Below are 12,196 nucleotides of genomic sequence, written 5' to 3'. Positions count from 1 at the left end.
ACTTTCGATGACCGTCAACAATCGCAAGGTCGGTCCGGTCGACGTACCCGACGATCTGATGATGATCGACTTCCTGCACGAATATCTAAGCCTTACGGGCTCGCGGCTTGGCTGCGGCCAAGGCATCTGCCACGCCTGCGCGATCATTCTCGATGGGCCGGAAGGAAGTTCCCGCGAGATCCGGAGCTGCATCACCGGAGCGCATTTCTTCGAGGGCAAGTCCATCCGCACCGTCGAAGCGCATGCCGAACGCGACGCGAATGGCGATGTCGTCCGGCTCTCCGCGATTCAGCGGGCCTTCGTCGAACGTTTTTCGTTCCAGTGCGGCTATTGCACGCCGGGTTTTGTCACTGGTGCAACCGTGCTGGTTGAGCATCTCAAAGAGAAGCCGGTCCGCAGGGCCGATGTCGAACGCACGATCGAGCAGGCGCTTGCGCAGCACATTTGTCGTTGCACTGGTTATGTTCGTTATTATGAGGCGGTTCGTGACGTGATCCTGAGCACGCCCGGACTGGTACGGGGCTGAGTTCCGGCGATGAGGCGCGCCTGGCTATTTCGCCTGCGGCAGTTTCTCCTTCTCGCTCTCGCGGTGATCGTGATCGCAACGCTGGCGGTGTTCCTCGGCCTGTTCGAAAGGAGCGCCGTCGGTGCGGTAATGGGCAAACGGTAGTGGACAAGCCGCTGTCCGTCGAGGAGATGCAAAGATTGGCCGCCGGGCCGGTATCTTGCCCAAGCGGCCGATTGCGCCGCCTGCCACACGGCGCCCGGCGGCGCGCCCGGCGCGGGTGGCCTCGCCTTCCCAATGCCGTTCGAACGCTCTACGCCTCCAAATTTCGTCAGACAAAGAGACCGGCATCGGCGCCTGAAGCCGGGCCGGTGACGGCCGGAGTTCCGAAGTCGCCCACGGCCGGATGGCGCCATAGATCGCCATCGCCATGCTGGCGGCCACGCTGCGTGTCGGCGGCGTCAGTCCCCGAATGGGACCATAGGCGGCCGTACGGGACCGGGCCCCAGGATTGGCGGGCGGGCCAAACCCGCCCGGCAAGTTGGGCGGATTGAAATTGGGCGAGCGCACTAGGCCGGGGCCCATGACCTGCCCGGGACCGCGCCAGCGGGGCATACGCGGCACGATCTCCACGATCACTGTGGTGTCCTGTACTGGCCGGTAGCGGCCGATGAGCTTCGCGGAAACCCAGCCCTCGACATCCCCTCTGTCGATGAGGCACCATCTGGCGCGGCAAGCCTCCACCTCGATCGGCAGCTTTGCAATGCGCGCATAGCCGGCGCTTGGTCCCGCCCTGACACTGGCGGCATGATCGCGTCCCTCACCAGATGCCATCTGGAATGTCGGTTCTCGGTTGGAAAGTACTCTCCTCTACTCTCCTCGTTCTCGATTTCATCGGCAGTAAAGGCGGAGGTCGAATGCTGCGCTGACGGTGATGCCCTCCACCGCGCCCCGCTTCGACGGACCACGCAAGCCCGACGGCCATGGTCAGGACAGCTCCATAACAACGGATGCCGGTGCTTTAGGCGACCCCAGCACGTCAAACTTGGCTGTTCAGGCAAAACGCCGTGGCACCGTCGCCCTTGTCGCGTATACCCAGGTTCTGAGAGGAATGTTCCGATCTGGGCGTTCGCAATGGGCCTATTCGATGGCCCATCCGGTTTGCATCTCCTCCTAATACCATTTGTCGGGGACAAGGGCGACTGCTGCAGATCAGAGACGGTCTACCGCGGAACGACAGCTGGCGAAAGTACGTCGTTCATATCGCGCCCACAGATTTCTGCGCCGTTGCGGACATCGGCTTGGCGTTCCGATCAGAACGAAGTCTTGATGCCGACCGTCGCCGTCGCCGCCGCAAAATCGCCGCCGATCGAGTCGTCGTGGCCGCCAGTCTCTGCGCCGGTCGGAATGTCATAGTATTTGGAGTCGCCGCGAGCGGTGAACACCTTTTCGTAGGAACCGGAGACGAAGAAGCTGGTCCGCTCGTTGTACTGATAGCCGACGCTGCCGCCGACCATCAGAACCGGCGCCGATTCGAAATCTTCCTCGAAGCGCAGGTCACGCATCCAGTGATGATCGGTATCGCCAGCCGAGAAGGTCGTGCCGCCCTTCAGCGCAAAGCCGAAGTTCCAGCGATCCTGGACATAGGTCGCATCGATGCCGGCCAAGGCGACCGGCAATTTCTGCTGGTAGCTGATGACCTTTGCGCCTCCTGGGTAGTCGCCAACCGAATCCCGGAAGCCGACATCGCGGTCGACATAGGAGCCGCCGTAGGCAGTCCACTTGACCGAGGTGTACTTGAAGCCACCGTTGACGTTGATCAGCAGTCGGTCGCTGACCTGGAAGTCGTGGCCGAGCGCGGCCGTTGCCGAATAGAAGTGATCAAGATCGGTCTCGGAAAAGCGCGAACGGTCGCTCCAGTCGTTCCAGCCATCATTGGTCGAGAATCGCGCGTTCCAGTCATAGTCTTCCATGTAGCTGTCGCCGCTGAATGCGATCTGGCCGGAAAGCTTGGCAGTCCAGCCGGCCTCGCTGCGCGCCGTCATCTCGGCTGAAATGACCGGAGAGGTGCTTTCCCAGATAAGGTGGCTCCGCTTCGAGCCGCTGCCGGCAGCCTGATAGACTAGCTCGTTGGCCTCGATGTCGATGACGCCGACGCCGCCAACGAAAGAGAAATTGGGATTGTAGGGCGCCGGTTCGCTCATCACCGCGGCACTGGCCATCGCCGGCCAGGCAGCGAGCAACGCTGCCGCTCCACCAAAGACTTTCGCATACATTTTCATAAAACTACCCTCATAGGAATGATCCGCCATTCGGCTATACGCGGCGTAACCGGGTGCAAGTCAGGTGCGGTCGTCTATGCAGGGCCCCTGTAGGTTGGCAAAATTGCCGCCCTCGGCTCTGTTCCTCAACACTCAAGGAAACGCCGTTAGCGTGACCCGATTGACGGCGGTTTTTGCCGATGCGTTCCGGGCGGCCGGCGTGATGGGAACCTTGCATTATCTGAGGCACACATTTGCGATGACGATGCTGGTACGATTGCAGCGGCAGGCAGCGACCACGCCGGACCTCAATCCGCTGAGATCGTGCAGGTTGCTTGAGCCAGTCCACAGCAGACACTCTGAGTCTAGATTATCCGACAGAGCCGAGGGCCGACTTCCTCGAACCCGTTCCGCAGATAGAAATCGAGCGTGCGCTTCCATTTTGGTTGCCCGGGCGCTCCAACCTCAAGTCGCTTCCAACCACGAGCACGGCTTTCCCGCGAGGCGACCTCAAGCAGATGAGGGGCAATCCCTTTGGAGCGCATGCCGGGTCGAACATACAGCTCCGAAATGTAGCCGAACCTGCCTCCTGCATAGATCGCCGTGCATTCATTCAGCACCACGATGCCGACCGGCTCGTCATCTGCACTTGCGATCACAGCGACCACGCCAGCGTCGGCAAGCACTGTCTCCGCGCTTTGTCTGACGACGTCGGGCGTGGGCGCTTTCCCGCCAGAGAGTTCATCGAGTAGCGCGTGAATGAAACGGGCGACCGTCTCTGCGTCCGTTGCGTTGGCGCGGCGTGTAGATATGGAAGGCATATTCTCTCCTGCTAGTGGTCAAAATCCCGATTCATGCTGCCATCCGCGTAGGCCAGACTCACTTTTAGATGTAATGTCGGACTAACGAACAGCATTTTTTCATCAAATATATGTTAAAAAACTGCAAAACAAATATTACAGGCATGCATGATTCCGGATGACTTGAGGTGAATTGCGCAGATAGGAGACCTTCTGACAGAAAAACAACCGGGTTACTTCGTTGTCGATGAGGATTTGAGAGCGGTGGCCGACGAACTTGACCTCGTGAGTCCAATCGTCTCCTTGGGGCGGCTTGGCCACCAAGGTGGGCATCATCGGAGAAATGAACTCCAGCCGGCCAGCACCGGCACTCACTCGGTTACGCAAGGAATCGAGTCTAGGCCCGTCCCATCTGGTGGCTAGTGGAACGGATCATGATCATTTTCTAAATTAGCAATTCTGCACGAAACGGCTTATTGTTCGTCCCAGCCGGGGGACACGCCCACACCCCGCCGGTTAGGCCCGCCGGTCGGGTGCCTACCCCGCAGCGGCTGTCGGGCCGTCCCCATCACAGTTCGGACAATCAACGTGAGCCGAGATAGAACCAACAACCCCGCAACCGGGATCAAGGGCAAGCGCCACGGGCCGCCTGTGAACGACGAAGCAGAGCATTTCGAGTCTGCCCTGTCTGTGGCCTCACGTTCGAAAAGCGAAACCGTGGCGAGGTGCTGCATTATTATCTTCCCGAACATGAGCCGTTGAAGTTCGATGGATAAATGAACGGTCTTTCCCATATAGAGCCATGACACCTCCTACTCGGGCGAGAGATACATCTCCGCCTCCTTAGCGGCAGCCACGAAAGCCTTGCGGACCACATGACGGTCAATCGGATCGCCCTCCAGGGCTGACAGGCAAAGCGTCCAAGCCTTGTGCCAGCGAGGTCCTCTCCGGGCCCACCTCTTGAGCTGCTCAAGGGCTGCCATCGCATTGTTGCAGCCATGCCTGCCGCCGTCCGTCTCAATCTTCACGAACACCGGAGGGACGAACCAAAGCGTTGTCATTGACTGATAGCTAGAGTGGGTCGGAATGTTTGGTAGAAATTTCTGAGCGGGCCGCGATCGGAGAGGGGCTGCGCCGGCACAGGTATCGAGGAGACCTAACCGAAGTGGCGCAATACCCCTTCCTCCTCGGCAGCAGCCAGGAATGCCTTACGGGCCTCCTCAGCTTCCATCTTTGTCGGCAATCACGGCAATGCAAACGCGCAGCGCGAGGTTCCACTTGGGGCCACGCTTGGTGCAGTTCAGGAGTTCCTCAACTGCTGCCTCAGCAGTGTCGACGCTGCGCGTCTGATCGGGAGGCTCAGTTCTCACGCTGACCGAGGGGCTGAATAAATGCGGCACGTTGCTGGGAACTAGGGCAGCCGCGGTCTCCTCAGCCCATTCTTGCTCTCGCCGCTCAAGCTCCTCCTGAAGCTCCACCGCAAAAGCAGCAAGCTTCGGCGGCAAAGGTTGGTCGTTCTCCGGACCTAGCTGCTTGCGCAACTTCCGACGATTATCTTCCGAACTGATCAATTCTCGGAAGGAACGATTATCCCTATTTCGGGTAGCCATAACGGTTTGCCTTAGCTTTTTACGCAACTCATTTGGTTGCTGAAGGTTCCCCGAGGCGGCCGGATGAGTTGTCACAGCATCATTCGTTAAGGTCGAAGGCTACCGCGCGTCCAAACGCCGGAGCGGTCGCTACAATAAGGTCGATTAAGACCGTGTCACTGATTGCGAGATGCGGGCCATCTTGGCGAACCGCAGCTATAACAGCCTTGACGGAGACTGCGCCGCCGTGCGGGACCTTCTGGATGGCCTCATGCACAAGCTCCACGGCCATGCGCTCGCAGTCCATCCCAATGTCCACCTGAGGCCTCCCCTGGACATAAGCACCCATTTGTCGGCACGCCGCTTGTAAAAATCAACAACCAATTTCGTACAATGGGGCCGCGAACAACTGGTAGAGGGGCGAGGACAACTGGCGCGCGAAATTGACGGCTACTACTCACCCGCATCGGAAGCCACGGACAGGCCTAAGGCGATAGCTGCCTCTATAATAGCCTCCACTAGCTCGTCGTTGGATGCGACCAGATCAGGCGCGGCGTGCCGGATATGGTTCAATGTCGCTTTGACCGAAACGGTGTCCCCACGGTCCGCGCGGTTGAGAATTGCGGCGATTGCGTGCTCTTCAATTGGACCAACCCTTTGCACACTCATCCGACTCTCCGAACAGATGGCATTTCTGCGCAAGAGATGCCGAAGGAGCGAACTCTCCCTCCAACCAACTATTCCATCCGGAGACAAAAAAACCGCCGCACAGGAGAGCGACGGGTCGATCAAGCGATTCCCGGATCGTGAAAAATGATAGGCTGGCGGCTGCGTCGCATCTAGCAACCGGCAGTTGGCACTTTTCGGCACGGCCGGCTTATGGTGGCGTTTTGCCCCTAAGGAGAGTAGGGTTTCCCGGTCGCCCATACCTTCCGGCAATTGAGCGCTTGAGAGCGAGCAACGTGCTTTCGCCTGACCAGGGAGAAGTACGATGCTGCAGCTATATTCCAACCTCGTCACGCACTATGAGAAGGCGGTGTCCTTTCAAGACAGAGTTGTAGAGCATGAGCGCCGGTGCGGACATATCCTCCCGGAAAGCGAAGCCCTGCTAGAGATCCTGGCCGAGAATTTGGCCGAAGCCCGCCGCTCCCTTGATCGCGTGACGCACAGTCATCACTGGTTCACCGGCCAAGCGGCTGTCTGGAAGCCGAAAGAAGTTCTTCCTCCTCCCTCACGCCGGCCATATAATTGGCCATGATCCGAGATGCGAGTGCTTCACGTTGCTTCTCAGATTGAGCCTCAACCTTCAGCCGATCGAACACGCGGCCCAATAGCGCCAACTCAGAGGGGAGGAACACTCCCGCTCTCTCGGCTTGTCGATAGATCGGCATAACACTCCCACCCTGCGCAAGATCACCAGCTGTGCGCCCTAAAGACGCCTCAAGGTCACCTGAGGGCCTTCCCGCGTCCCATTTGTTGGCACATGGCGAGGGAAGACCAACAAGTTATTTCGTGGAATGGTGTCTCTGCGCTGTGTGCTTGATTCCATCGCCCGATCGCTTGTTTGACAGACGCGCGCTTATGATGGCTGCTTAAAAGCGCCGATCGAGCCTTTTGCCGAGCGGCTCGTTGTGCGGAAAGGAACGCTATGGCCGAGCAGGAGCAGTGGCAGCTGCAAGGCAGCGCCGCGGAACTCTACGAGCGCTACCTGGTCCCGGCAATCACAGCCCTGTGGGCTGCCGACCTGGTGGATCGTGCTGCGCCTCAATCTGGTGAGCGGGTTCTGGACGTAGCTTGCGGCACCGGCGTGGTGGCACGCTCGGCGGCCGAGCGTATGGGAAGTGGGCAGATCGTCGGCCTCGACATCAACACGGGCATGCTTGCCGTTGCTCGATCGCTCCCGAGCGGCACTGGACCGCGTATCGAGTGGCACGAGGCAAGCGCGCTCGAAATGCCGTTCCCTGACTCCGCCTTCGATCTGGTTCTTTGCCAGCTCGGACTGCAGTTTTTCCGGACCGATCGGGTTCGCTACGTGAGATGTTCCGGGTTCTGGTGCCTGACGGCCGGCTGGGCTTAACTTTTCAGCGCTATTGAGCATACCCCTGCGGCAAAGGCGTTGGTGGATGCCTTGGATCGACATCTCGGTCCAGGCGCTTCGGCAACGAAACGGTCCGAGCATTCACTCGCAGATGCGGACGAGCTTACCGATTGTTGGCCGGGGCGGGATTTCGTCAGGTGACCATCGACACGACGACACAGAACATCCGATTCCCCTCATCAAAGAATATGTGCGACTACAGTTGGCAGACTCCGCAGGCCGGGCTGGTCAGCGGAATGGATGCCGGACAGCGGAACGCAGTCATCGCAGCGATCATGGGTGATGTAAGTTCCTCGGTGCAGGAAGCTCCAACCCAAGTTTTTGTTCAGTAATTTTTATGCCAGCCTCACCTTCGGTTTGCGGAGGACGCCGATCGTGATCCGCAGAGCTACCCCCGGTGGGAGGCCGATGTCCATTGTTCAGTTTGCGCCGCTGAGAACCGCAAGCCATCGAACAGAAGAGTTCAAAAAATTCTCCCTTTCAAGCTGAGTGGAATGGTCTACCAGCCGTCTGGCCGAGGCCCTATAAGGAACCCGCAGGTGCGGAGTACATACCGACGCCCTGTCGACATACATATCCGCCGCGTTTGAGAGGAATCCGGTATTGCCCCTGTGCCTGCCGATGATCCGCCACCTGAAATCCCCGGACCTGTTTGGCGCGATCGGTCGCCTGCCGGCGCTCGGCACGCCGGTTAGCGAGCGGACATTCGAGGTCCTCAACCCGTCGAGCGGCGAAGTGCTGGCAGTACTTCCCGACATGGGTATGGAGGAGACACGCGCTGCGATCGAGAAGGCCTACATAGCGCAGCCTGGATGGGCGGGGCTGACCGCCCGAGAACGCAGTGACGTTCTGTGGCGATGGCATGAGCTGATCATTGACCACGCCGGTGATCTTGCAGCGATCCTCACTGCAGAGATGGGCAAGCCGTTGGCCGAAGCCAAGTCGGAGATTTCGCATGCGGCCGCGTATCTGCAATGGTACGCCGAAGAAGCCAATCGCATCTATGGCGAGACGATCCCCGCACCGTCGACAGACCGTCGCATGCTGGTCATCAAGCAGCCCATCGGTGTGGTCGGCACGATTACGCCGTGGAATTTCCCAGCGTCGATGGTGGCGCGCAAGATCTCGCCGGCCCTGGCGGCGGGCTGCGCGATCGTGCTCAAACCTGCTGAACAGACGCCGCTCGTGGCAGGCGCAATGTTCGCCCTCGCGCACCGAGCCGGCTTTCCCGAAGGCGTCGTCAACCTGGTCTATGCGTCCGAAGGTGATGGCGTTGGCCGCGAACTCTGCTCCAATCCCAAGGTCCGAAAGATCAGCTTCACAGGCTCGACCGAAGTTGGGCGGCTGCTCATGCGCCAGTGCTCGGACCAGATCAAGAAGGTCAGTCTCGAGCTCGGCGGCAATGCCCCTTTCATCGTCTTTGATGACGCCGATATCGACGCTGCGGTTGACGGCGCGATCCAGGCGAAGTTCCGCAACGCCGGCCAGACTTGCGTTTCAGCGAACCGCCTTTACGTTCAATCGAGCGTTCACGATGAGTTCGTCGAGAAATTCGTGGAGAAAGTCCGGCGTTTATCGGTTGGCGACGGTTTCGCTCAGGGAGTCGACATCGGACCGCTCATCGACATGCATGCTTTGGCCAAGATCGAGTCCCACATCGCAGATGCCGTTGCCAAAGGTGGCACAGTTCGATGCGGGGCCGAACGTATCGGCAAGGATGGCACCTTCTTCGAACCCACAGTCCTCACTGAAATCTCCAGCATCATGGCGGTTGCGCAAGAGGAGACTTTCGGGCCGCTGGCGCCGGTCATTCGCTTCGACGATGCGAATCAGGTTGTGCGTGAGGCCAACGACACGATCTACGGCCTCGCCGCCTATTTCTATGCCTCGAACCTTAAGCGCGTCTGGCGCGTGGCCGAGGCATTGGAATATGGCATGGTTGGCATCAACACGGGGCGTATGTCTTCGGAAGCTGCGCCCTTTGGCGGAATGAAGCAGTCTGGCATCGGGCGGGAGGGTTCCCGCCACGGGCTCGAAGATTACCTCGAAATGAAATACCTCTGCATGGGCGGAATCTGATCTCTATGTGGTGGACACCTCGGGCACAGAATGAACCAAAGGGATGATCGAGCGGTTTGGCGAACCTTCTTGCGGCTGGGGTCGTCTATCGCGACCCAGCCTGCGCGCCTTAAGTGTGCATCTAGACGCCCAGCTACGTTGAACCGCCTCCACGCCGACGAGCCGAGGCGCCGGTACCGGACGGTACGTTGCTCATCCTATCCAACCGCGGCAAGCATCTCATCTGTGCGGGGCGACAGCATCGAGAAGTGCCCGGAGATCCACGCCGCCAACAGCTTACCCTTACATGGACATCCATGATAGGTTCGGCCGCGATCGCTCGTTTGGGCCTCATAATTGCGCCCTCGTGAACGATGTATAGCTTCTTCGGAACGGGCAGGTCCCGATCGCCCTTCGGCGCCCCAATTCCCTCATCAGCAATTTTGTCCGATTACTTTCAGATAGGGTTGAGGGCCATTTTCCAACCCACTTTTTCGGCTCGCTGTCGTCAAATTCAATAACGGGATGAGCGCCCTTTCCGACGTGCTTGAATCGACGCTCGCCCTTGTCATAGCGCCGCCCTGTTGCCTTTTCCTTCTTTGCAATGCCGGCCGCTGCCATTTTCTATCTTCGCGATGCCAAGCATCGATACCCGGCCGCCGCCCAAAACGAAGTGTCTTCGGGCTCTGCCTCAAAAAACGCCCATAAGGCGCAATACCTCCTCTTCCTGTTGCCGCGGCCCAAGCTCGGCGACTAGGCTTTTGAACAGGTTAGGCTCGCGAAGGGACATCGCAGGCGCCCGACTGTTACCCTGACTTGGCGGAAACGCGAAACAAATGAACGGGAAGACCACTCGCGGTCGGCGTCAAGTTTCGGTACTGAATCACACCTTGCGGGAGCGACCCCCGAAATCGTTCGATAGGCTCTCCAATTATGTGGGAAGTCCGCCAAGCCACCGGCTTGTTTGCCTCCGCGGAGCGAGACAATGCTGGGGTCCTTCACTTTGGAGCCGTCAATCACGATGGTTCTGCAGAGAAACCTCTCGCCAGGCTAGTGGTTCACGCGAACTAGGACGCGATCGTCCATCAGATGCGCTGACACAGCGAACGTCGTCAACCCAACGGTGCAGCGCGTCCGCACGGGCGAGCGGATGACGCCACCGACACTTTTTACGCCGCAGCGTCCTTATTGCCGCACAAGCAATTGAGCGCCCTTCGCGCATCGCTCTGAATCGGTACAGTCGCCGGCATTCTCGCCTGGAGAAGATACAGTGACACAAGACGTGTCCAAGCCGTGCATCCACGAAAGAAATTGAGGGTTGAGATCCAATGATTATAGCGCATCTGCTCGACATGGACGGGGTCCTGGTCCGCGGCGGCCAACCGATTGCTGGCTCGGTCGACTATGTCGCCGGGCTAATCGCCAAGGGTGAGCCGTTTCAGATCTTCACCAATAACTCGCGCTTCACGCCCGAAGATCATGCCGAGCGTCTAAGAGCGGTTGGCTTCGCCGTGCAGCCAGAGCACATCTACACATCGGCGCTCGCCACTGCGCGGTTCGTGGAACTGCAAAAGCACGGATCATCTGCTTATGTCATCGGCGACCACGGGCTGGTCGAGGCCCTGCGGCAGGCAGGCTGCCGGATCACGGAGTTTGCCCCCGAGTTCGTGGTCCTCGGAGACACCATTTCGTACCACTACGAGCAGATCGCAACTGGCGCCGAGCTTGTGGCGAAGGGCGCGCGCTTTCTCGCCACCAATCCGGATGCGACTGGCCCGACCGAGCGGGGGTCACATCCGGCATGCGGTGCAGTCGCAGCACTAATCGAGAAGGCCACCGGCCGCCAGCCCTATTTCGTCGGGAAGCCGAACCCGTTCATGATGCGCAACGCGCTCGACCGGCTCGGAGTGCGAGCTGTCGATACCATCATGGTCGGTGACCGCATGGACACCGACGTGCTCGCCGGGCTGGAATCGGGCCTGAAGACAGCCCTTGTGCTTACTGGGGTGACCAAGCTGGCTGACATAGAGCGGTTTCCATTCAGACCGGACCACGTGGTCGAGTGCCTTGCCGATCTGGGCCAGATCATAGTGAACCAATAAGCCGAACGCACCCCTACACGAAGCTCCCTCTACGTCCCGCATGGCGGCCGTCAACCTGGGCAATGATCGGGAGGAACAGCTGGCCGCATCCAGAAAAGAAGTGATAAGCGTGACAACTTAGTCGAAGTGCACCCATGTAGCCCAATGCAGGCCGGTCTTGACCTCTATGGAACAAGAGTCTTCGACCGAAGAGTCTCGCGCGCCAAAGTAGGCTACGTCCAGCGAATGGGTCAGGTTGGATCGAGCCAGATGCGTTCGCTGCGACACTCACGCCCGACACCGCTTCGTTTCTGTTATGGCTGCGAACAACGAGACGGGTGTCGTTCAACCCATTGGAGTTTTGACCGATGTCGTCGCCGCCTCGCTCCGGAGGCAATCCTACACATGGACGCCACGCAGGTTGTTGGTCGTATACCCATCGATCTGACAGACGAGTTCGTCGAAGTCGACCTGCTCTCCCTATCGGCGCATAAATTCCACGGCCCGAAAGGCGTGGACGCGTTGTACATTGGGGAGGGCTTGCGCCTCGAACCGCTTATTTATGGTGAACAGGAGGACGGGCGACGGGGCGGGACGCTGAACAGCGCAGCAGCCGCCGGACTGGCCGTTGCCGCGGAAACAGGCGGCTCGGCGCCTGCGTGTAGCGAGTGGCATCGAAGCGCTTCGAAACAACTTTGAACGGGAGGTGGCAATACGCCTGCTGCAAGTACGTTTTATTGGGATTCGAGCACCGCGCTTTCCAAATACGTGCTCTTTGACCATCCCGCGGTGTGACGCCGATGC

The 12,196-nt window shown here is 59.4% G+C and carries 14 protein-coding genes; 7 read left to right on the top strand and 7 right to left on the bottom strand.

The window, feature by feature from the left end; all coding sequences use genetic code 11:
- The first annotated feature begins 7 nt into the window (after positions 1-7).
- Complete coding sequence (locus BQ8482_RS19030) at positions 8-526, top strand: (2Fe-2S)-binding protein (protein ID WP_208867766.1); 519 nt, start codon at positions 8-10, stop codon at positions 524-526.
- Positions 527-550: 24 nt separating this feature from the next.
- Here BQ8482_RS19030 and BQ8482_RS19025 read toward each other — a convergent pair whose 3' ends face one another.
- The 6 genes from BQ8482_RS19025 to BQ8482_RS18975 form a co-directional block, all read right to left on the bottom strand.
- Complete coding sequence (locus BQ8482_RS19025; RefSeq protein ID WP_123149055.1) at positions 551-1,339, bottom strand: SH3 domain-containing protein; 789 nt, start codon at positions 1,337-1,339, stop codon at positions 551-553.
- A gap of 479 nt (positions 1,340-1,818) precedes the next feature.
- Positions 1,819-2,787 (bottom strand): omptin family outer membrane protease, encoded by a 969-nt coding sequence (locus tag BQ8482_RS19020; RefSeq protein ID WP_123149054.1) that lies wholly within the window; start codon positions 2,785-2,787, stop codon positions 1,819-1,821.
- Between the two features lie 344 nt (positions 2,788-3,131).
- Positions 3,132-3,452 (bottom strand): GNAT family N-acetyltransferase, encoded by a 321-nt coding sequence (locus BQ8482_RS19010; protein WP_244602876.1) that lies wholly within the window; start codon positions 3,450-3,452, stop codon positions 3,132-3,134.
- A 926-nt stretch (positions 3,453-4,378) separates the two neighbouring features.
- On the bottom strand, positions 4,379-4,627 hold the full coding sequence (locus BQ8482_RS40590) for a DUF982 domain-containing protein (protein ID WP_123149050.1): 249 nt from the start codon (positions 4,625-4,627) through the stop codon (positions 4,379-4,381).
- A gap of 159 nt (positions 4,628-4,786) precedes the next feature.
- On the bottom strand, positions 4,787-5,176 hold the full coding sequence (locus BQ8482_RS18985) for a hypothetical protein (RefSeq protein ID WP_133254790.1): 390 nt from the start codon (positions 5,174-5,176) through the stop codon (positions 4,787-4,789).
- Positions 5,177-5,608: 432 nt separating this feature from the next.
- A complete protein-coding gene (locus BQ8482_RS18975; protein ID WP_123149046.1) occupies positions 5,609-5,824 on the bottom strand; it encodes a hypothetical protein in 216 nt (71 codons plus the stop codon).
- Between the two features lie 322 nt (positions 5,825-6,146).
- Here BQ8482_RS18975 and BQ8482_RS38180 point away from each other — a divergent pair, with 322 nt between their 5' ends.
- From BQ8482_RS38180 to BQ8482_RS18960, 4 genes are all read left to right on the top strand, one after another.
- Positions 6,147-6,413, top strand: a complete 267-nt coding sequence (locus tag BQ8482_RS38180) for a hypothetical protein (protein ID WP_165848628.1) — start codon at positions 6,147-6,149, stop codon at positions 6,411-6,413.
- 390 nt (positions 6,414-6,803) lie between these two features.
- Entirely contained in the window at positions 6,804-7,232 is a 429-nt protein-coding gene (locus BQ8482_RS39375; RefSeq protein WP_244602875.1) for a methyltransferase domain-containing protein, read from the top strand.
- Between the two features lie 158 nt (positions 7,233-7,390).
- Positions 7,391-7,585, top strand: coding sequence for a hypothetical protein (locus BQ8482_RS39370; RefSeq protein ID WP_244602874.1), 195 nt, complete (start codon positions 7,391-7,393; stop codon positions 7,583-7,585).
- 271 nt (positions 7,586-7,856) lie between these two features.
- Entirely contained in the window at positions 7,857-9,332 is a 1,476-nt protein-coding gene (locus BQ8482_RS18960; RefSeq protein ID WP_123149044.1) for an NAD-dependent succinate-semialdehyde dehydrogenase, read from the top strand.
- Positions 9,333-9,662: 330 nt separating this feature from the next.
- On the opposite strand, the gene BQ8482_RS37750 is transcribed toward BQ8482_RS18960, so the two are convergent.
- Positions 9,663-9,932, bottom strand: a complete 270-nt coding sequence (locus BQ8482_RS37750; protein WP_133254789.1) for a hypothetical protein — start codon at positions 9,930-9,932, stop codon at positions 9,663-9,665.
- 707 nt (positions 9,933-10,639) lie between these two features.
- Here BQ8482_RS37750 and BQ8482_RS18955 point away from each other — a divergent pair.
- Both BQ8482_RS18955 and BQ8482_RS38175 read left to right on the top strand, forming a co-directional pair.
- Positions 10,640-11,413, top strand: coding sequence for an HAD-IIA family hydrolase (locus BQ8482_RS18955; RefSeq protein ID WP_123149043.1), 774 nt, complete (start codon positions 10,640-10,642; stop codon positions 11,411-11,413).
- Between the two features lie 144 nt (positions 11,414-11,557).
- Entirely contained in the window at positions 11,558-12,091 is a 534-nt protein-coding gene (locus BQ8482_RS38175; protein ID WP_123149042.1) for an aminotransferase class V-fold PLP-dependent enzyme, read from the top strand.
- The last annotated feature ends 105 nt before the right edge of the window (positions 12,092-12,196 follow it).

Origin of the sequence: Mesorhizobium delmotii (assembly GCF_900149755.1) — a bacterium.
In the GTDB taxonomy this organism is placed as follows: domain Bacteria; phylum Pseudomonadota; class Alphaproteobacteria; order Rhizobiales; family Rhizobiaceae; genus Mesorhizobium; species Mesorhizobium delmotii.
The sequence above is the reverse complement of the archived record's forward strand: the minus strand, read 5'-3'. Positions and strand labels throughout refer to the sequence as shown.